The 19,741-nt window shown below is 72.2% G+C and carries 21 protein-coding genes; 13 read left to right on the top strand and 8 right to left on the bottom strand.

The window, feature by feature from the left end:
• Positions 1-225 precede the first annotated feature (225 nt).
• Positions 226-717 carry an HNH endonuclease family protein gene (locus ACWD0F_RS48915; protein ID WP_449889565.1) on the bottom strand — a complete coding sequence of 164 codons (492 nt, stop codon included), beginning with the start codon at positions 715-717 and terminating at the stop codon, positions 226-228.
• Here ACWD0F_RS48915 and ACWD0F_RS48910 point away from each other — a divergent pair.
• On the top strand, positions 692-1,015 hold the full coding sequence (locus ACWD0F_RS48910; protein ID WP_449889563.1) for a hypothetical protein: 324 nt from the start codon (positions 692-694) through the stop codon (positions 1,013-1,015). The two genes, ACWD0F_RS48915 and ACWD0F_RS48910, sit on opposite strands and share 26 nt — an antisense overlap.
• A 107-nt stretch (positions 1,016-1,122) precedes the next feature.
• On the opposite strand, the gene ACWD0F_RS48905 is transcribed toward ACWD0F_RS48910, so the two are convergent.
• On the bottom strand, positions 1,123-1,584 hold the full coding sequence (locus tag ACWD0F_RS48905) for an NUDIX hydrolase (RefSeq protein WP_449889562.1): 462 nt from the start codon (positions 1,582-1,584) through the stop codon (positions 1,123-1,125).
• Positions 1,585-1,729: 145 nt separating this feature from the next.
• Here ACWD0F_RS48905 and ACWD0F_RS48900 point away from each other — a divergent pair, with 145 nt between their 5' ends.
• The 11 genes from ACWD0F_RS48900 (at position 1,730) to ACWD0F_RS48850 (ending at position 13,969) form a co-directional block, all read left to right on the top strand.
• Positions 1,730-2,251, top strand: a complete 522-nt coding sequence (locus ACWD0F_RS48900) for an EXLDI protein (RefSeq protein ID WP_449889560.1) — start codon at positions 1,730-1,732, stop codon at positions 2,249-2,251.
• Positions 2,252-2,706: 455 nt separating this feature from the next.
• A complete protein-coding gene (locus ACWD0F_RS48895; RefSeq protein WP_449889557.1) occupies positions 2,707-3,297 on the top strand; it encodes a flavin reductase family protein in 591 nt (196 codons plus the stop codon).
• 13 nt (positions 3,298-3,310) lie between these two features.
• On the top strand, positions 3,311-4,630 hold the full coding sequence (locus ACWD0F_RS48890) for an NtaA/DmoA family FMN-dependent monooxygenase (RefSeq protein ID WP_449889556.1): 1,320 nt from the start codon (positions 3,311-3,313) through the stop codon (positions 4,628-4,630).
• Complete coding sequence (locus tag ACWD0F_RS48885; RefSeq protein WP_449889553.1) at positions 4,627-5,802, top strand: LLM class flavin-dependent oxidoreductase; 1,176 nt, start codon at positions 4,627-4,629, stop codon at positions 5,800-5,802. The genes ACWD0F_RS48890 and ACWD0F_RS48885 overlap by 4 nt, the downstream gene beginning before the upstream one ends.
• Positions 5,799-6,845: an LLM class flavin-dependent oxidoreductase gene (locus tag ACWD0F_RS48880; protein WP_449889551.1), complete on the top strand. Its 1,047-nt coding sequence runs from the start codon at positions 5,799-5,801 to the stop codon at positions 6,843-6,845. Before ACWD0F_RS48885 ends, ACWD0F_RS48880 begins: the two co-directional genes overlap by 4 nt.
• Entirely contained in the window at positions 6,842-7,933 is a 1,092-nt protein-coding gene (locus ACWD0F_RS48875) for an MsnO8 family LLM class oxidoreductase (RefSeq protein WP_449889549.1), read from the top strand. The genes ACWD0F_RS48880 and ACWD0F_RS48875 overlap by 4 nt, the downstream gene beginning before the upstream one ends.
• Complete coding sequence (locus ACWD0F_RS48870; protein WP_449889546.1) at positions 7,930-9,531, top strand: ABC transporter substrate-binding protein; 1,602 nt, start codon at positions 7,930-7,932, stop codon at positions 9,529-9,531. The genes ACWD0F_RS48875 and ACWD0F_RS48870 overlap by 4 nt, the downstream gene beginning before the upstream one ends.
• A complete protein-coding gene (locus ACWD0F_RS48865; RefSeq protein WP_449889544.1) occupies positions 9,528-10,433 on the top strand; it encodes an ABC transporter permease in 906 nt (301 codons plus the stop codon). The genes ACWD0F_RS48870 and ACWD0F_RS48865 overlap by 4 nt, the downstream gene beginning before the upstream one ends.
• Positions 10,430-11,230 carry an ABC transporter permease gene (locus tag ACWD0F_RS48860; RefSeq protein WP_449889542.1) on the top strand — a complete coding sequence of 267 codons (801 nt, stop codon included), beginning with the start codon at positions 10,430-10,432 and terminating at the stop codon, positions 11,228-11,230. The genes ACWD0F_RS48865 and ACWD0F_RS48860 overlap by 4 nt, the downstream gene beginning before the upstream one ends.
• Positions 11,227-12,882: a dipeptide ABC transporter ATP-binding protein gene (locus ACWD0F_RS48855; protein ID WP_449889540.1), complete on the top strand. Its 1,656-nt coding sequence runs from the start codon at positions 11,227-11,229 to the stop codon at positions 12,880-12,882. The genes ACWD0F_RS48860 and ACWD0F_RS48855 overlap by 4 nt, the downstream gene beginning before the upstream one ends.
• Before the next feature lie 70 nt (positions 12,883-12,952).
• A complete protein-coding gene (locus ACWD0F_RS48850; RefSeq protein WP_449889538.1) occupies positions 12,953-13,969 on the top strand; it encodes a putative FMN-dependent luciferase-like monooxygenase in 1,017 nt (338 codons plus the stop codon).
• Positions 13,970-14,004: 35 nt separating this feature from the next.
• On the opposite strand, the gene ACWD0F_RS48845 is transcribed toward ACWD0F_RS48850, so the two are convergent.
• The 6 genes from ACWD0F_RS48845 to ACWD0F_RS48820 all read right to left on the bottom strand — a co-directional run bounded on the left by ACWD0F_RS48845 (position 14,005) and on the right by ACWD0F_RS48820 (position 18,551).
• Positions 14,005-14,502, bottom strand: coding sequence for an alpha/beta hydrolase (locus ACWD0F_RS48845; RefSeq protein ID WP_449889536.1), 498 nt, complete (start codon positions 14,500-14,502; stop codon positions 14,005-14,007).
• Between the two features lies 1 nt (position 14,503).
• Positions 14,504-14,689: a hypothetical protein gene (locus ACWD0F_RS48840; RefSeq protein ID WP_449889534.1), complete on the bottom strand. Its 186-nt coding sequence runs from the start codon at positions 14,687-14,689 to the stop codon at positions 14,504-14,506.
• A 104-nt stretch (positions 14,690-14,793) separates the two neighbouring features.
• Positions 14,794-15,249 (bottom strand): hypothetical protein, encoded by a 456-nt coding sequence (locus ACWD0F_RS48835; protein WP_449889531.1) that lies wholly within the window; start codon positions 15,247-15,249, stop codon positions 14,794-14,796.
• A gap of 92 nt (positions 15,250-15,341) precedes the next feature.
• Entirely contained in the window at positions 15,342-16,949 is a 1,608-nt protein-coding gene (locus tag ACWD0F_RS48830; RefSeq protein ID WP_449889530.1) for a GMC oxidoreductase, read from the bottom strand.
• Positions 16,950-16,959: 10 nt separating this feature from the next.
• Positions 16,960-17,469, bottom strand: coding sequence for a carboxymuconolactone decarboxylase family protein (locus ACWD0F_RS48825; RefSeq protein WP_449889529.1), 510 nt, complete (start codon positions 17,467-17,469; stop codon positions 16,960-16,962).
• Positions 17,466-18,551, bottom strand: a complete 1,086-nt coding sequence (locus tag ACWD0F_RS48820) for an NAD(P)H-dependent amine dehydrogenase family protein (protein WP_449889528.1) — start codon at positions 18,549-18,551, stop codon at positions 17,466-17,468. The genes ACWD0F_RS48825 and ACWD0F_RS48820 overlap by 4 nt, the downstream gene beginning before the upstream one ends.
• A gap of 322 nt (positions 18,552-18,873) precedes the next feature.
• Between ACWD0F_RS48820 and ACWD0F_RS48815 the strand changes: the two genes are divergently transcribed.
• Positions 18,874-19,674 (top strand): IclR family transcriptional regulator domain-containing protein, encoded by an 801-nt coding sequence (locus ACWD0F_RS48815; RefSeq protein WP_449889526.1) that lies wholly within the window; start codon positions 18,874-18,876, stop codon positions 19,672-19,674.
• Positions 19,675-19,741 lie beyond the last annotated feature (67 nt).

Here is a 19,741-nt window from a genome sequence, read left to right as displayed (position 1 = left end):
GCAAGATCACCGAACAGGGCGACCACGACACCCTCATGACCCTCGACGGCCTCTACGCCGAGCTCTACACCCTCCAAGCCACCGCCTACCGCTGACCCGTTCACCGGCGACCGCCTGCCGATGGTCGGTCACGCCGGTCGATTGCCCTGCCTGGGCGGTGGCCGGGGCCGGGGTCCGGCCTCCCCGGGAAGGGTTCTTTCCCGGGGAGGTGGAGGGGCTGCCGGGTCAGCAGGCGGAGAGCATGTCGCCCAGCGCGTCCTTCTCGTCGTTGTCCACGCTCAGCCCCCAATACCACTTCACCTGAATCCAGGCCCGGGCGTAGCGGCAGTGCTCGGCGGTGCGCGGCGGCTGCCACTCGGCCGGGTCCCGGTCCGACTTCGACTGATTGACGTTGTCCGTCACCGCCCACAGTTGCGGGCCTCCGAGGTCGTTGGCGAACTGCTGGCGGCGCGCGGTGGTCCAGGACCAGGCGCCCGAGGCCCACGACTCGGCGAGGGGCACCATGTGGTCGATGTCGACGTCCGAGGCGGCGGTCCAGGTCGCGCCGTCGTACGGGCTGTACCAGGAGCCGGAGGTGGCCGCGCAGGAGGAGTTGGTCACCACGTTGGTGCCGTCTCGCTTGAGGACCTGCTCGCGGGTGTTGCAGGCGCCGGTGACGGTGATCCAGTGCGGGAACAGGTCGCGGTCGTAGGTGCTGGAGTGCGATTCGGCGGCCACGGCCAGCGCGTTGAGGCGGGCGGCGGCGGTGGCGGGAGCGCGTCAACCGATCGCCGTCACCGCCGCTTACGACTGGGGTCCCGGGCGCCGGTCCGCCACCACGACCAGTGAGGCCGTCGCCGTGGTCGTGACCGCGCCGGCGGACGGGCGGCGGCATCTGAGCACGATCGCGCCCGTCGACTTCGCCAACGCGACCGGCCAGGTGGAGGCCGACCAGAGCAACGGCGGCCCGACCGAGAACGACGGCAACCTGATCACCATCGGCGGTGTGGCCTACGACAACATCCGGGCGGAGTAGTCCGCTCAGGGTGCAGAAAGCGGGTGGGCGGCTTGCTCTCGCGGGCCGAGTAGGCGCGGTGGGCGGCTTGCTCTCGGGGGGCTGAGCAGGCGGGTGGGTGCTTGCCTTCAGGGGTTCAGGAGGCGGGTGAGGGGCTCGCGGATGTCGGGCGGGATCAGGTTGAGCTCGTCGAACTCGGCGGCCGTCGCCCACCGGAGTTCGAAGCTGTTGGCGGGCCCGTGCTCCACGGCCTCCTCGCCGGAGAGCACGGCGGTGCCGGTGACGTCGGTCATGAGGAAGTAGGTGGCCGGGCGCTCGTAGTGCTGTCCGGTCCACAACAACCGGTCGATCCGCGCGTCGAGCGTCGTCTCCTCGCGCAGTTCACGCAGCGCCGCGGTCTCCGCGCTCTCGCCGTCCTCGACGTGCCCGCCGGGCAGGAGGGCGTAGTGATGCCCCGGGCAGCGTGGCCCTTCCTGGCCGGTCCTGCGGCAGAGGCCGCAGACGCCGGGGGACTCGCGCCGGTAGTAGCGCTTGATGACGAGGGCTCGCGCGCCGTCGACGACCACCGCGACCGCTCGGGGAATGGGCATCCGCCGAGCATGGCACACGTCCGGGGGCGTGTTTCCGGTTTCGTAGGGGGGTTCGCCGTCTCGTAGGGGGTATGCATAGGGGGTACCCTTGCCAGGCCACCTGCCTATACGTAGACTTGTACGTATAGGCGAACGAGGTGGTGGGATGCCCAACAAGACGATCTACGTCTCCGATGACGATCTCGCGGTCTTCCAGCGGGCCCAGGAACTGGCCGGAGGCAAGCTGTCGGCCGCGATCAGCTCGGCGCTACGGCGTTATGTCGAGGCCGAGGAGGGGCGGAAGAGCGGCTACGAGGAGATCGTCGTACAGGTCGGTCAGGGCGCGGGTCGTAAGCAGCGCTTCCTCGGAGTCCTGCTCGGCGAGTGGGGTCGCACCACGAGCAACCGGGTCGAGATGTTCCGGGTCTACCGCTCGCGCAGGGACAAGTTCGTCCTGCACGTGGACCGTTCGCCCAACTGGGTGGACGGCAAGCAGTCGGGCGACTGGGTCGACACCTGGCGCGGCTATCTCGGTCTCGGCGACACGACCTGGGGTTTCGTTCAGGGCGAGTCCACCCTCGACGTGGTGGACAACATCGAGGAGCTGAAGGGCAAGATCCCGGACGAGTTCTACGACCTGATCGCCGACGCGGCCGGCGGTCCCGTGGTCGAGGACCTCGACATCTGACGTCCGCGAGCTGATCTGCTGCTCTGACCCGGCGGGACAGCCGTGAGACGGCCGTCCCGCCATGCCCGCATCCCCGCAGCGGGGGTGGCGCGTCCTTTTTCAGGTAAAACCAGTAGGAAATATTGACTTGTCCGGAACGGCGGCCTAGCGTCGTGGGTATGAGCCAGGGACTTCACCTGACCAGGCGCTCGCATGTGGACTTCTGCCACGTTGCCAGCGCACAGTGTCGTTGATCACGGACTAGCAGCCGAGCGGCGCGGCCCCCCGGACCGCCCGCCTTCCCCCCGCGCTCCAGCGTGGCCGACGCCGCCCACGCTCGTGCTGACGAACCCCTTCCCGCGCTCCCGGACGGCCCGAAAGCGCCGCCCGAGCACGTCATCTCTCGTGAGGAACCCTCTCGTGATCTCAGTCGAACATGTCCAGGACCATGGCAAGCACCCGGCGAGGACGGCGGCATGACCGACACGCTGCCTGACCGCGTCGTGGCGGCCGACCTGTTCCGGCGGGCGCTCTCCGTGCACGCCAGCGGGGTCGTCGTGATCACCGCCCAGTGCGAGGAGGGCCCCGTCGGGCTCACCGCCACCTCCTTCTCCTCGGTCAGCCTCGACCCGCCTCTCGTGTCCTTCTATGTGGATCGTTCCTCGACCACGTGGCCCTGGTTGCGCAGCGCGGACCATTTCGCGGTCAACATCCTGGCCAGCGACCAGGCCGAGCTGGCGGCGCGGTTCGCCCGCAAGGGCGTCGACCGCTTCGCCGCCCCCACCCGGTGGGAGGAGGGGCCGCTCGGCGCGCCGCTGCTGCGGGACGTGTCCGCGCACCTCATCTGCCTGCCGTACGACACCGTCGAGATCGGCGACCACATCCTGGTCGCCGGGCTGGTGGCGCAGGCCGAGGTGAACGGGCACGGCCGCCCGCTGCTCTACCACCAGGGACGGTTCGGCCGCTTCCTGCCCCATCCGGAAGCGGAGGCGCGGCCGGGCGCACGTCCAGAGGCGCGGCCGGGAGCCCGTCCGGCCGCCCGGCCCGAGATCCGTCCCGAATCGTGAGCCGGAGCCCGGTGTGACGCGTAAGCAGGTACACCTGGCGGCCCACTTCCCCGGTGTGAACAACACCACCGTCTGGGCCGACCCCCGTTCCGGCAGTCAGATCGACTTCGCCTCCTTCGCCCATCTCGCCAGGACGGCCGAACGTGGCAAGTTCGACTTCTTCTTCCTCGCCGAGGGCTTGCGGCTGCGCGAGCTCAAGGGCCGTGTCCACGACCTCGACGTGGTCGGGCGGCCGGAGGCGCTGACCGTACTCAGCGCCCTGGCCGCCCTGACCGACCGGCTCGGCCTGGCCGGGACCGTCAACGTCACCTTCAACGAGCCGTACGAGCTGGCCAGGCGGTTGTCCACGCTCGACCACCTGAGCGCCGGCCGGGCGGCGTGGAACGTGGTGACCACCTCCGACGCCTTCACCGGCGAGAACTTCCGCCGTGGCGGCTTCCTCGACCGCGCCGACCGGTACGAGCGGGCCGCCGAGTTCGTCGGCCTGGCGCGCCGGTGGTGGGACTCCTGGCAACCGGACGCGATCATCGCCGACCCCGACGAAGGCCGGTTCGTCGAAGAGGGGGCCATCGGCGCCGTCGAGCACCGGGGCACGCACTTCTCGGTCGAGGGCCGCTTCACCCTGCCCCGCAGCCCGCAGGGGCATCCCGTCATCATCCAGGCGGGCGACTCCGGCGAGGGCCGCGAGTTCGCCGCCGCGAACGCCGATGTGATCTTCACCCCGCACGGCCGGCTGGAGGACGGCCGGCGCTTCTACGCCGACGTCAAGGGCCGCCTGGCCAGGTACGGCCGCGAGCCGCACCAGCTCAAGATCATGCCCGGCGTGACGTTCGCGCTCGGCGACACCGAGGCCGAGGCCGCGGAGAACGCCGCCGCCATCCGCCGCCAGCAGGTCGGGCCGCAGACCGCGCTGGCGTTCCTGGAGCAGGTGTGGGGTCGTGACATGTCGGCCTACGACCCGGAGGGGCCGTTGCCGGAGGCCGAGCCCGATCTGTCCGAGGGCGTCTCGCAGGGCCGGGTGCCGATCAAGGACCGCGCCGCCGTGGCCGCCAAGTGGCGGGCGCTGGCGGAGGAGAAGGGGTTGTCGATCCGCGACCTGGTCATCGAGGTGACCGGACGCCAGACGTTCGTCGGCACCCCGGAGAGCGTGGCGCGGCAGATCGACGAGCACGTGCAGGCCGACGCCGCCGACGGTTTCATCCTCGTGCCGCACCTCACCCCCGGCGGGCTGGACGAGTTCGTGGACCGGGTGGTGCCGGTGCTGCAGGAGCGCGGCGTCTTCCGTACCGACTACACCGGCGTCACCCTCCGCGACCATCTGGAGCTCTCATGACGTTGCATCTGGCCGTGGCGCTGGACGGCGCGGGCTGGCACCCCGCCGCCTGGCGCGAGCCGGCCGCCGCGCCCGGGGCGCTCTTCTCGATCCGCCACTGGGCGGGCCTGGTCGCCGAGGCCGAGCGCGGGCTGCTCGACTTCGTCACCATCGAGGACGCGCTGGGCCTGCAGTCCACCCGCCCCGACGGCCCCGACGAGCGCACCGACCAGGTGCGCGGCCGGTTCGACGCCGTGCTGCTCGCCGCCGCGCTGGCGCCGCTCACCACGCGGATCGGGCTGGTGCCGACGGCGACGACCACGCACACCGAGCCGTTCCACGTGGCGATCGGCATCGCCACCCTCGACCACGTCAGCGGCGGCCGGGCCGGCTGGCGGCCGCAGATCTCGGCGCGGTCCGCCGAGGCACGGCACTTCGGCCGCAGGGAGTTCCCGCCGATCGACCAGGTCCTGAACCGGCCCGGCGGCGTGGACCTGTCCGCGGATCCGCACGTGAACGACCTGTTCGCCGAGGCCGCCGACGCGGTGGAGGTGGCGCGGCGGCTCTGGGACACCTGGGAGGACGACGCCGAGATCCGCGACGTGCCCACCGGCAGGTTCATCGACCGGGACCGGCTGCACTACGCCGACTTCGCCGGGCGGTTCTTCTCGGTCCGCGGGCCGTCGATCACGCCCAGGTCGCCGCAGGGTCAGCCGGTGGTGACCGCGCTCGCGCACGCCCGCCTGCCGTACGAGTTCGCCGCGAGCAGCGCCGACGTCGTGTACGTCACGCCGCAATCGGCCGAGCAGGCCCGCGAGATCGTGGCGGAGGTCAGAGGGTTGTCCGCCGAGCTGAAGATCTTCGCCGACCTGGTCGTCTTCCTGGGCGAGGACGCGGCCCGGCGCAAGGCGCGGCTCGACGAGCTCGACGGCGCCGAGCTCACCTCCGACGCGGCCGTCTTCACCGGCACCCCGGCCGAACTGGCCGAGGTGCTGCTGGAGTGGCGGCGGGCCGGGATCGAGGGGTTCCGGCTGCGGCCGGGGGCGGTGCCGTACGACCTGGAGCAGATCACCAGGGGACTGACGGCGGAGTTGCGGGAGCGCGGCGCGTTCCGGCACGAGTACGAAGCCGGGACGTTGCGCGGGCTGCTCGGCCTGCCGCGCCCGGCCAGCCGCTACGCGGAGGTGTCGTGAAATTTCTTGCCATCACGCTGATTGTGCATAACGACGACAGGTCGCCCACCGAGCGCTTCCGCGAGGTCGTCGACAACGCGGTGCTGGCCGAGGAGCTCGGCTTCGACGGCTTCGGCGTCGGGGAGCGGCACGAGCGGCCGTTCATCTCCTCCTCGCCGCCGGTGGTGCTCAGCCACATCGCGGCCAAGACCACCAGCATCCGCCTGTTCACCGCCGTCACGACGCTGAGCCTGCTGGACCCGGTCCGGGCGTACGAGGACTACGCCACGCTCGACCACCTGTCGGGCGGCCGGCTGGAGCTGATCATCGGCAAGGGCAACGGGGCCGCGCAGGCCCAGCTCTTCCACGTCACCGCCGAGGACCAGTGGGAGCGCAACCGGGAGTCGTACGAGCTGTTCCGCCGCCTCTGGCGGGAGGACAAGGTCACCTGGGAGGGCCGCTTCCGCCCCTCGCTCACCGACGCCGAGACCTGGCCGCGGCCGTTGCAGCAGCCCATCAGGGTCTGGCACGGCAGCGCCACCAGCAAGGAGTCGGTGGACCTGGCCGCCCGTTACGGCGATCCGCTGTTCTCCGCGAACGTCACCAACCCCATCGGCCCCTACGCCGAGCTGATCGAGCACTACCGGGAGCGCTGGGCGCACTACGGGCACGATCCGGCGGACGCGCTCGTGGGCGCGGGGACGGCGGGCTACTACGCGGCCCGCACCTCGCAGGAGGCGATCGCCACGTACCGGCCGGTGTTCGACGCCCGGGTGGCGTTCCAGCGGCGGCTCGGCCTGCCGGTGGTCTTCGCCACGCTGGAGGACGCCATCGAGCGCAGCTCCATCCTGGTCGGCAGCCCGGAGCAGATCATCGACAAGGTGCTGCGCTATCACAAACGTCTCGGGCACGAGGTCATGCACCTGCACGCCGACGCCGACGGGCTGACGCCGAAGCAGCACCGGGACGCGCTGGAGTTGTTCCAGGCCGAGATCGCGCCCGTGTTGCGGGCCGAGATCCCCAGCCGGCCGTTACCCGCAGCCACCGCCGGAGGAGCCTTGTGACGCTGTCCATTCTCGACCTCGCCCCCATCACCTCGGGCCACACCACCGCCGACGCCCTGCGCAACACCATCGACCTCGCCCAGAAGGCCGAGGCGTTCGGCTACCGCCGCTACTGGCTGGCCGAGCACCACTTCGCGCCCGGCGTGGCGAGCTCGGCCCCGGCCGTGCTGATCGCACTGGTGGCGGCGGCCACGAGCACGATCCGCGTCGGATCCGGGGCCGTGCAACTCGGGCACCAGACGCCGCTGTCGGCGGTCGAGCAGTTCGGGCTCATCGACGCGCTGTATCCGGGCCGGATCGACCTCGGGATCGGCCGCTCGGGGCAGCGCCGGGCCGAGCTCGCGACCGCCAGGCCGGACGCCGACGCCGTCGAGCACACCGTGGACGGGCTGCTCATCCCGGCGCCCTTCAACTGGTCGAGCCTGGTCAAGCATCCGCAGCTCGCCTACTACGCCACGCTGCTGCAGCAGCCGGGCGCCCAGACGCCGGACTTCGCCGGCCAGATCGACGACGTGCTCGCCTTCCTGGGCGGCACGCACGAGGCCCGCGCGGTGCCCGGCGAGGGGGCCGAGGTCGAGGTGTGGATCCTCGGCAGCAGCGGCGGGCAGAGCGCGCAGGTGGCGGGGGAGCGGGGGTTGCCGTTCGCGGCCAACTACCACGTCAGCCCGTCCAGCGTGCTGGAGGCGGTCGCGGCCTACCGGGAGGCGTTCAAGCCGTCGGCCGAGCTGTCCGATCCGTACGTGGTCGTGTCGGCCGACGCGGTCGTCGCCGAGGACGAGGCGACGGCGCGCAGGCTGGCCGAGCCGTACGCGCTCTGGGTGCGCAGCATCAGGACCGGGTCCGGCGCGATCCCGTACCCGACGCCGGAGGAGGCCGCCGCGCACGTCTGGACCGACGCCGACCGCGAGCTGGTCAAGGACCGCGTCGACACGCAGTTCGTCGGCACGCCGGACGCCGTGGCCGAGCGGCTGCGCGTGTTGCGCCGGGTGACCGGGGCCGACGAGCTGCTGGTCACGACCATCACCCACGATCATGACGACCGCGTGCGCTCGTACGAGCTGCTCGCCAGAGCCTGGGACCGCCCGTGAAGCGTGCCGCCCCCCTCCTGCTCGCCTTCGCGCTGGTCGCGTGCGGTGCGCAACCCGCCGCCCAGCACGCCCAGACCGCCGCGCTGACCTGGGCCATCGAGTCGCAGCCGATCACGCTCAACCCGCAGCAGTGGTCGCAGAACAAGGTCAGGCTGCTGGTGTTCAACCAGTTCGACGCGCTCGTCTCGCGCGGCGAGGACGGCTCCTTCCAGCCGTGGCTGGCCAAGTCGTGGAAGGTGTCGGAGGACGGGCTGACCTACACCCTCGCCCTGCGGGACGACGTGACCTTCCACGACGGCACGAAGTTCGACGCGGCCTCCGTCAAGGCCAACCTGGACCAGTTCAAGGTCGAGGGCTACAACGCGGCGGTGGCCGCCATCCAGTTACGCGCGTTCGACCGGGCCGAGGTCGTGTCGCCGGACACGCTGGAGATCACGCTCAAGGAGCCGGACGCGCTCTTCCTGGACTTCCTCGCCTCGCCCTACGCCGGGCAGGTCTCGCCGAAGTCGCTGAAGGGCGCCAAGGACCTCAAGTTCGGCGGGCTCGACCTGGTCGGCACCGGGCCGTTCATCCTCGACCGGTACGTCCCCGGCCAGGAGATCCACTACCGCCGCAACCCCGCCTACGCGTGGCCGCCCGCCGGAGCCGGGCACCAGGGCCCCGCACACCTGTCGGAGATCACCTACCGGTTCCTGCCGGAGGCGGCGGTCCGCGTGGGCGCGCTCACCTCCGGCCAGGTGCAGGTCATCGAGGGCGTTCCGGCCACCGAGGTCAGCCTGATCAAGAAGGACCCGAGCCTCACCCTGCGGACGTCGCTGAACTCCGGCACCGCCTACTCCTACTACTTCAACACCTCGCATCCCCCCTTCGACGACCAGCGCGTACGGGAGGCCTTCCGCGAGGCCGTGGACGTGGACGCCGTCCTCACCTCGGTCTACCAGGGCACCGCCACCAGGGCGTGGAGCGTCGCCGGCAAGAGGAGCCCCTTCTACGACGCGAGCCTGGAAGGCGCCTACGGCGGCGACGCGGCCAAGGCCAACGCGCTGCTCGACGCGGCCGGCTGGAAGGAGCGCGACGCCGAGGGCTTCCGGGTCAAGGACGGCAAGCGGCTCACCGTGCGCGAGGTCGCCTCGGCGCCCTACATCCGCGACCGCCGCGACGTCCTCTCCCAGGCCGTCCAGGCGCAGGTCAAGCAGCGCGCCGGCATCGACTTCCAGGTCAAGATCGTGGACCAGGGCAGCGCGCAGAAGGCGCTCGACGACAACGAGTACGAGCTTTTCGGCAACTCCCGGGGCGACTCCGACGTCGGCGCCGCACTCAACCTCATCCTGCCGGCCAAGGGCGCCATCAACCGCACCCGCTTCGCAGATCCCCGCGTGGACAAGTGGCTCGCCGCCGCCACGGCCACCTCCGACCAGGCCGAGCGCAAGGAGCTGTACACCAAGGTGCAGCAGGCGGCGGTGCGGGAGAAGGCGATCGTGTTCCCCGTCTACGTGCCCGCCGACCAGATCGCGGCGAACAAGAGCGTGCAGGGGCTCGGCTTCGACCCCGCGTCCGGCACGCCCGCCGGCGCGTACGACGTGCGGATCGGCACATGATCAAGCGGCTCGGGACCGGGCTCGCCGTCTTATGGGCGGCGGCCACGGCCTCCTACGTCGCGCTGCTGCTCGCGCCCGGCGACACCGTGGACATCCTGGTGGCCGAAGGCCCCGACACCCCGGAGATCCGGGCCGTGATCACCCAGGAGTGGGGGCTCGACCGGCCGCAGATCGCGCAGTACCTCGCCTACCTGTGGCGGCTGCTGCACGGCGACCTCGGCCGCTCCTACCTGCTCCAGCGCAGCGTCGGCGAGATCCTGGCCACGCAGGTGGCGCCCACCGCGCAGCTCACGCTCGCGGCGGCGGGCACCGGCGTGGCGCTGGCCGGGATCATCGCGCTCGTCACGGCCGGGCGCGGCCGGTGGTCGCGCGGCGCCGCCTCGGCGGCGGAGCTCGTGTCGGTGTCGGTGCCGCCGTTCCTGATCGGGCTCGTGCTGCTGGCGGTGTTCTCGTTCACGCTCGGCTGGTTCCCCGTCTCGGGGGCGCAAGGGCCGCAGGCGCTGGTGCTGCCCGCGCTGGCGCTGGGGCTGCCGATGGCCGGCGTGCTCGGCCAGGTGCTGCGCGGCGGGCTCGAACGCGCGCTGGAGCAGCCGTTCGCGGTCACGGCCAGGGCGCGCGGGCTCACCGAGCGCGCGCTGGTCGCCCGGCACGCGCTGCGGCACGCCCTCATCCCCGCCGTGACGCTGGCCGGCTGGTTCACCGGCACGCTGCTGGGCGGGGCGGTGATCACCGAGGTGCTGTTCGGGCGGCCGGGGCTCGGCCAGGTGGCGATGCAGGCGGTGACCGGACGGGACATGCCCGTGGTGATGGCCGTCGTGTTGTTGTCGGCCATCGCGTACGTGCTCATCAGCACCGTGCTCGACCTGGCCTACCGGGTCATCGATCCGCGGATCAGGGGATGACCGTGCGCCTGCTGGCCCCCGCGGCCTTCCTCGTGCTGCTCGCGCTGGCCGTGGCCGCGCCCGGACTGCTCACCGGCGTGGACCCGCTGGCCGCCGACCCGCTCGGCGCCCTCGCCGCGCCCGGCGGCGGCCACTGGTTCGGCAGCGACCACCTCGGCCGCGACGTGCTGGCCAGGGTCGTGCACGGCGCGCGGCACTCGATCAGCATCGGCCTGGCCGCCACCGCCCTGGGCGTCACCTGCGGCGTGCTGCTCGGCCTGGCGGCCGGGTTGTCGCCGAAGTGGCTGGACGAGGCGCTGGCCCGCTCGTTCGACGTGCTGTCCACGCTGCCCGAGCTGCTGCTCGCGCTCCTCGTCGTGGCGATCACCGGGCCGGGCATCGTCAACGTGATCCTGGCCATCGCCGTCGCCCAGGTCCCCAACTACGCCCGCGTGGTACGCGCCCAGACCTTCGTGGTCCGCCGCTCCGGCTACGTCGAGCAGGCCGTCACGTTCGGCCGCTCCCGCCTGGCGATCACCACCGGGCACGTGCTGCCGAACGTGCTCGGCCCCATCCCCGTGCTGGCCACCATCGGGCTGGGCACGGCCGTGATCGCCAGCTCGGGGCTCAGCTTCCTCGGCATGGGGCCGCAACCCCCGGCCGCCGAGTGGGGCGCGATGCTCTCCGAGGCGCGCAACTACCTGCGGGTGGCCTGGTGGGAGGCGCTGTTCCCGGGCGCCGCGATCACGCTGACCGTCGTCTGCCTGACCGTCGTCGGACGGCGGCTGCAACGCCGCTTCGAGGGGAGAACGCCATGACCGTCGTCCGGGGCGAGGCCACCGGCGCCGCCCACGCAGTCCGGGGCGAGGCCGCCGGCGTCGCCGACGTGGATCCGGCCGCTGCGCTGGTGGCCGTCGCGGACCTGCGGGTGAGCTTCGGCGGGACCGAGGTCGTGCGCGGCATCTCGTTGTCGGTCGCGCCCGGTGAGTGCGTGGCCGTCGTCGGCGAGTCCGGCTCCGGCAAGAGCGTCACGGCCAGGACGCTGCTCGGCCTGGCCGGGCCCGGCTCCACGGTGCGGGCGGCCGCGTTCACGCTCGGCGGCCGGGACGCGCTGGCCTTCGGGCCGAAGGACTGGCGGCGGCTGCGCGGCCGCTTCGCCGGGCTGGTGCTGCAGGACGCGCTCGTCTCGCTCGACCCGCTGCGCACCGTGGGCGCGGAGATCACCGAGGTGCTGGCCGTGCACGACGTCGTGCCCAGGTCCTGGCGGGCGGCCCGGGTGCTGGAGCTGCTCGAAGCGGCGGGTGTGCCGGAGCCCGAGCTCCGCGCCGGCCAGCATCCGCACCAGCTCTCCGGCGGGCTGCGGCAGCGGGTGCTGATCGCCTCGGCCATCGCCGCCGACCCCGAGCTGATCATCGCCGACGAGCCGACCACCGCGCTGGACGTCACCGTGCAGGCCCAGATCCTGCGCCTGCTCGCCGCGCGCAAGGCCGCGGGCAGCGCACTGCTGCTGATCAGCCATGACCTCGCCGTCGTGGCCTCGATCGCCGACCGCATCCTGGTCATGCGGGACGGCCGCGTCGTCGAGGAGGGGCCCGCCCTCGACGTGCTGACCGCGCCCGCGCACGACTACACGCGCTCGCTGCTGGCCGCCGTGCCGTCCGCCGCCTCGCGCGGCACCCGGCTGTCCGGCGGCGCGCCGTTCACCCGCCCAGAGCCGAACCGGTCTGCCCAGGTGCTCGCCGGCACGGGCCTGAGCCGCTCGTACGGGCCGCGCCGCGTGGTCGACGACGTCTCCTTCACCCTGCACGAAGGCGAGACGCTGGGCGTCGTCGGCGAGTCGGGCTCGGGCAAGACCACCCTGGCCCGCCTCGCCCTCGGCCTGCTCGAACCCGACCAGGGCCGGGTCACACTGCACCAGCGCCAGTGGAGCGGCCTGCCGGAGCACCGGCGCCGCCCGCTGCGGCGCAGGATCCAGGTCATCTCCCAGAACCCCCTGGACTCCTTCGACCCCCGCCACACCGTCGGCCGCCTGGTCGCCGAGCCGCTGCGGCTGCCCAGGGGCGAGCGCCGTGCCCGCGTGCTGGACCTGCTGGCCCGCGTCGGACTCACCCCGGACCTGGCCGCCCGGCATCCGCGCGAGCTGTCCGGCGGCCAGCGCCAGCGCGTGGCCATCGCCCGCGCCCTCGGCCCCCGCCCCGACGTGCTCGTCTGCGACGAGCCGGTCTCGGCGCTGGACGTCTCGATCCAGGCGCAGGTGCTCGACCTGCTCGCCGAGATCCAGGCCGAGTACGGCACCGCGATGCTCTTCATCAGCCACGACCTGGGCGTCGTCCACCATGTCAGCGACCGGGTGCTGGTCATGAAGGACGGCCGGGTCGTGGAGGAGGGGGACGTGCGCGAGGTGTTCGCCCGGCCCCGGCACGCGTATACGCAGGCCCTGGTCGCGTCCGTGCCCAGGCTGCCCAGGTAACCTGCGCTTCGCCGGGCCCGCGTCGGGAACGATCTCCGGCAACCGAGCACTTCGCAAAGGACGCGACATCGTGGAATCAGGAACGACCCATAGCCCAAGAATCGGCTTCTTCACCCGGCTGCTGGACGACGTGCCGGCGGGTGAGCGCTACCGGCTGGCCGCCGAGCAGATCGAGCACGCGGAAGCCTGCGGGTTCGACACCGCGTGGGTGGCGCAGCACCACTTCGACGGCGCCGAGGGCGGGTTGCCCGCGCCGCTGGTGTTCCTCGCCCACGTCGCCGCCAGGACCAGCCGCATCCGGCTCGGCACCGGCATCATCACCCTGCCGCTCGAACAGCCGGTGCGGGTGGCCGAGGACGCCGCCGTGCTCGACCTGCTGGCCGGCGGGCGGCTGGAGGTGGGCGTGGGCAGCGGCGGCACGCCGTCGTCGTTCGCGCCGTTCGGGCACGACAGCGCCGCCCGCGCGGCCGTCTACGCCGAGCATCTGGCCGTCGTGCGCCAGGCCTGGTCGGGAGAGCCGCTGGCCGGCGGCAGCCGGCTCTATCCGCCGGCGCCCCGGCTGCTCGGGGCGATCTGGGAGGCGACGTTCTCGGTGTCGGGCGGCGCCCGCGCCGGGCGGGCCGGCAACGGGCTGATGTTGTCGCGCACCCAGCCGCGACCGGCCGACGATCCGCAGGCCACGCTGGCCGCCATCCAGCGGCCGATCGTGGACGCCTACTACGAGAACCTGCCGGCCGGGGTGGCCCCCCGCATCATGGCCTCGCGCACCGCGTTCGTGGCCGACAGCAGGGCCGAGGCGCTGCGCTGCGCCGAGCAGGGCCTGGGCCGGGGGCGGCTGCCGTGGGAGCTGCCCGACGGCGACCTCGACAGCCGCATCGCCGCGTTCGACGTGCACGTGGGCACCCCGCAGGACGTCATCGAGAGCCTGCGCGCCGATCCGACCCTCGAACGCGTCACCGACCTGGTCTTCCAGGTGCACTCGGTGGACCCGCCGCATCCGCTCGTCCTGCGGTCGATCGAGCTGCTGGCCGCCGAGGTGGCGCCCGCGCTCGGCTGGCAGCCGAGCGGTTCGGCGGCGCGCAGGTAGCTGGCCGGGCACGCCGCCGGAGCCCCCGATGAGATCTACGAGGCCGTCCACCCGGGGAGGCCGGGGAGGGGACCGGGGAACGGGCGGGTCCGGAGCGTGCCCACCTCGTCCGGCGGCACCGCCGGGCACCTGGCGCCCTTGGCCGGCACGTCGAGCGAGATCAGATAGCGGTCGAACGCCGCCGTCGGGCACTCGCCGCGGCCGTAGACGCCGTGCCCCCACCCCTCATAGGTGAGCAGCCGGGCCTCGTTTCCGATCTGCCGCGCCGCTTCGACCGCCCACGGGTAGGCCGTGGCCGGGTCGTGCAGGGCGTTGCCCAGCAGCAGCGTCGGCGTGCCCGACACACGCAGGCGGTGTTGCGGGTCGGTGGTGACCGACCCGAGACAGGCGAGCGTGAGTGGATGGGCGAGCGCGCTGATCAGCATGTCCGGCGCGATCTTCGCCGACCTGCGCAGGTGGCCCGCCCATTCGCGGTAGTCGCGGACGGGCAGCCGGAAGTCCTGGCAGAAGACGGGGAGCGCGTCGTTGATCACCTCATCGCGTCGCGCCGCCAGGGGTGTGCCAATCGACGGGCACGGTGAGCGTGCCGCACTCGACCGCGGGATTGTCCGCACACGGTGTCCAGGAGATGGCGCCCGTGGCTCCGGCGGCCGGGGCCACGGGCGTGAGAGGCAGGACGAGCCCGAGCAAGAGGGTGAGAACGAGGACTGGTCGTCGCATGTCGCGTCCCATCATCGGGGGACACGATCGTCGGCCAGATCACCCGGCGACGCCATCCGGCTCCGGGAGGAACCTCCCGTCATCCTCAGGTACCGCTCGCGGGCTCAGGGCAGCTTGTACGTCGCGGCCTTGCCGCAGTAGCTGATCCCGATGGGGGAGTTGGGGTGGCGGCACACGGTCACGACCACGCGCTCGATGACCGTGACCCCCGCGGCGTCGGACAGCGTGAAGGAGAGCGGGACCGTCGCGTTGTCGGCCTTGACCGTCTCCGTGTCGACGAGGGTGGTGCCGTTGTAGCCGTTGAAGGTGGCCCGGGAGTGCAGGTTGTCGAGGGCGCACGGCGAGCTGGACGTCTCGTCGGCCAGGTAGCCGCTGACCCGGACGGTCGGCCGGATGACGGGGCCCTGCACCTGTTCCAGGATTCCCTCGGTGATCCCGCGGACGCACGAGTCCCCCGAGTCGGCGTAGAACTTCACCGCCGCCTGCGCCGCCGCCGGCTGAGAAGCGAGCAGGCAGACGGCGGCCACGGCGGATAACGCCGCCCAAGCACGTGAACGCATGGCATCGACCTTCCTTGTGATGGCAGATCCGGCTCACCATCGTGAACCACCGATGTGAGATGTGCCAGCCTTCCGAGGGCGGCAGAGGGCCACTACAGGTCGGTGGCGATGATCTTCTCGATGTTCCGCTCGGCGAGTGCCGTGATGGTGACGAAGGGGTTGACGGTGGTGTTGCCGGGGATCAGCGCGCCGTCGATGACGTACAGGCCGGGATAGGCGGCCAGGCGGCCGTAGTTGTCGGTGGCCCGGTTCAGGACCGCGCCGCCGAGCGGATGGTAGGTGAGGTGGTCGCCCCAGATCTTGTAGATGCCGAAGAGGTCGGTGCGGTAGATCGTCCCCTCCTTGGCGTTGATCTTGTCGAAGATCGTCTTGGCCATGTCGATGGACGGCTGCTTCCAGGCCGTCTGCCAGCTCAGGTCCACCTTGCCCGTCGCGGCGTTCCAGGAGAACTGGGCGCGGTTCGGGTTCCTGGTGATCGACAGGTAGAACGAGGCGAACGTCTCGATGCCGGTGGGCAGCGGCGCGACCTCGGCGAACGCGCCTCCGGCGGCCCAGTTGTCGATGCCGGAGCAGGGGATGGACGACTGGAGGCTGCCCGTCGGGTCCCACAGGTGGTTGGCCCGGCCGCACATGACGTTGCCGTTGTCGCCCCAGCCCTTGCCGACCTCGCCGTTCAGGCTGGGCAGTGAGCCGGTGGCCTTCAGCTTGACCAGCAGCTTGCTGGTGCCGACGCTGCCCGCGGCGAAGAACACCCGCTGCGCGGTCACCCGCTTGGTGGCCGTGACGGCGCCGGTCGTGTCGAGCTGCTCGATGACGACCGTGTAGCCGCCGCCGGTGGCGGGCGCGACCGTGGTGACCCGGTGCAGCGGGGAGATGGCGACCCTGCCGGTGGCCTTGGCCTGGGCGAGGTAGGTCTTCTGCAGGGACTTCTTGCCGTAGTTGTTGCCGTAGAGGATCTCGCCGGCCAGCGCCGACTTGGGGGCGGTGCCGGCCGCCTCCTGCTTCATGTAGTTCCAGTCGTACACGTCGGGCACGAAGACGAACGGGAAGCCGGAGCGCTGGGCGTGTTTGCGGCCGACCCGGGCGTACTGGTAGGCGGCGGTGGTGTCGAACCAGGCCGGGTCGATCAGGCCGACCCCCAGGCCGGCGTTGGCGCGCGGGTAGTAGACGTCGTACATCTCGGCGGCGTCGACCGAGGGGAGGACGGAGGCGAAGTTCTCGCGTTTGGGGGTGACCGCCATGCCGCCGTTCACCAGCGAGCCGCCGCCGACGCCGCGGCCCTGGTAGACCGTGATGCCGGCGAAGTCCTCCGCGTCCAGGATGCCGGTGTGGCGCGGGATGTCCCGGTCGATCGGGAAGCCGAGGAAGTAGTTGAGCGGAGCCTTGGTCCTGGTGCGCAGCCAGTAGGAGCGGTAGTCCGGCTCGCGCGTGTTGCAGAAGATCTTGCCGTCGGTGCCGGGGGTGTCCCAGGCCATGCCCATCTCGACCATGTGCACGTCCACGCCCGCCTGGCCGAGGCGCAGCGCGGCGACCGCGCCGCCGTAGCCGGTGCCGATCACCAGGACGGGGACGCGGGCGCCGTCGGCGATCGGTGCCGACGGGGCCGCGGCGGCGGGTTGCGGGCTGGTGAGCGCGGCGACCCCGAGGGCGCCGGCTCCCGCGATGAATCCGCGGCGTGAGATGCCGATGTCGTGACGCATGAAGCCACTCCTACGGACGGGCCCGCCCGGGGGCGGGGGATGGGCCGCTGGGCAGCCGGCACGTGGTGTCGAGGCCCAGCACATGGTTGAGCCGGCCGAACGCCAGCCACGAGCCGATGCTCATGCTCAGCTCGACGATCTCCAGTTGGCTGTAGCAGGCCGTCATCCGGGACCAGAACTCCTCGTCGAGGCCGTGGTGGTCCAGGGTGTAGCGTTCGGCGTACTCGGCGGCCAGGCGGGTGCGCTCGTCGAAGACGCCGGTGGTGCGCCACTCCGTCACCGCGTCGGCGAAGCCGTCCTCGACCCGCTGCCCGTCCCGCTCCGTGCGCCAGTCCAGGCAGAAGGCGCAGCCGTTGAGCTGCGCGATCCGCAACCGGGCGGCCTCGAACTCGCGCAGGCCGAGGGTCGTGTGGGCGTACACCGCCATGGAGAACTTCGAGGCGGCGATCCCGATGCCGGGGACCATCTCGCCCCACACGTACTCGATCGGGTCCTTGCCCTCGGGGACGTCGATGTTCACGCGGGGTTCTTCCTTCCGAGCCGGCCGGTCGCGGGGCGCAGGGGCACGTCGAGCGCGTCGTAGAGCCCCGGCTCGGCGTCCGCGAGCCAGTCGATGGCGCTCACCAGGCGGCCGGCGGCGGTGGCGTTCCCGCCCGCGGAGTGGTTGCCGTGCTCGTCGGTGGCCTCGACCGTCACCTCGATGCGCGGGTCGCCCTCGATGATCACCCGGTGCGCGCCGTCGCCGCCGCCGGGCGGGCTCGGCCAGTCCGGCGCGCACGACGGGTGGATGCGGGTGACGTGCTCGACGATGATGCGCGGCACGCCCTCGACGACGCCCTGCACCTCGAACCGCACCGCGCCCTGCGTGCCCGCCTCGAACTCGCCCATCGTCGCGGTGCCCACCGTGGCGTCGAGCGGGCGCCGCTGCACACTCTCGCGGATCTCGTCCAGCTCGACGCCGAGTGCCCTGGCCATCAGGCGTACCTGGCCGCCCCAGACCATGGACGGGACCGTCGGGGCGATCATCGGGGGCTCGTAGTCCATCGGCTGGCCCATGCCGACCAGGTAGCGCACCGAGTCGGGCTGGTCGTAGGTGGAGTAGTCGAAGATCTCCTGGCAGCGGACGGCCTCGACGATGGTGCCGAGCCCGCTGATCAGCAGGGGCAGCACGTCGTTGCCCCAGCCGGGGTCGACGCCCGAGACGAACAGGGAGCCGCCGCCGTCGCCGATGGCCGCCAGCACCTGATCCCGCAGCTCGGGCGGGGCGCCGCGCTGGTCGTAGAGCGCGTACAGGGAGGGGGTGACGACCACGGCCCCGGCCCGGACGGCCCGGATGACGTCGGCGAGGGCCTCGTCGGGGCGGATGTCGCCGGAGGCGGCGTAGACGACGGCGCGCGGGCTCGCCGCCAGCACCGCGCCGACGTCGTCGGTCGCCGTGACGCCCAGGTCGTGGCCGAGCCCGGCGAGCTCGCCGGCGTCGCGGCCGGTCTTGGCCGGGTCGTGAACGAGCACGGCCGTGAGCTTCAGCTGCGGATGGGCCTCGACGGCGCGGATGGCCGCGCGTCCGACGTTGCCCGTGCCCCAGACCACCGTGGACATCATGGGCGGAGCGTAGCAAGCGCTTGGTTTGGTGTATAGACGTGATCTGTAACCAGGTCGACATGAGGGCGAAACGGCGCCGGGCCGGCCCGGCGGAAAAACGGATGCCGCCGAGTGGCCCGAGTGGCTGGACCGTCTCGCACGTGCCCTCAGCCCCCGCGCTGGTAAGCGGACAGTAGTCCGTCTGCCGATCAGCAATACCGTCGGGAGGATCGTCGCCGGGCATAGGTGCGAGTCGCGCGGGTGGTGCCTGAGCGCCGCTGTGCGGACAGCGGGCCGTCACGGTCTAGAGTCGGATCGGCGGATACCGAGCTGGGAGGCGTTCATGGCACGTGCTGAGACCGGACCCGATTTCATCGAGGCGCTGGCCCGCGGCCTCGATGTGATCAGGGCGTTCCAGCCGGGCCGTCCCGTCATGTCCCTGACGGAGGTGGCGACCGCTGCCGGCCTGGCCCGGCCCACGGCCCGCCGCATCCTGCTCACGCTGCAGGAGCTCGGCTACGCCAGGAGCGAGCAGGGCGGCTACGCGCTCACCCCGCGAGTGCTGGAGCTGGGCGTGACGTACGTGCGGTCGATGGGGTTGTGGGAGGTGGCCCGGCCGCACATGGAGTGGCTGGTGGCGCGGACCAACGAGTCCTCCTCCATCGCCCAGCTCGACGGCTCCGACATCGTCTACGTCGCCCGGGTGGCCGTGCCCAAGATCGTCACCCTGTCGGTGCAGATCGGGACACGGTTCCCGGCGCTGCAGACCTCTCTCGGCAAGGTGCTGCTGGCCGCGCTGCCGCCCGCCGAGGTGGACCGGGTGCTCGCCGAGCCGAGCCGCTCCGGGGTCGATCCGCGCTGGCGGCCCGAGCCGGACGAGCGGGAGGCGGCGCTGCGCGAGGTCAGGGCGAAGGGGTGGGCGATGACGGACGAGGAGCTCGCCCTGGGGATCCGCAGCGTGGCGGCGCCACTCCGCGACGGCCTCGGCAACGTGATCGCGGCGATCAACGTCAACGCGCACGCCGCCGAGACGTCGGTGGCCCGGCTCGCCGATGAGCACCTGCCGCTGCTGCTCAGGACGGCGGGCGCGATCAGTGCCGACTGGGCGATGTACGAGGCGGTCCCGCACGCGACCGTGTCCTGACGAGCACGGAGCGGCGCGGCGCAGGTCGGCGACCCGGAGCCGCCGGCCGTGGGTCTCGATCCGGACG

The organism is Nonomuraea sp. NPDC002799 (genome assembly GCF_053592075.1).
The sequence above is the reverse complement of the archived record's forward strand: the minus strand, read 5'-3'. Positions and strand labels throughout refer to the sequence as shown.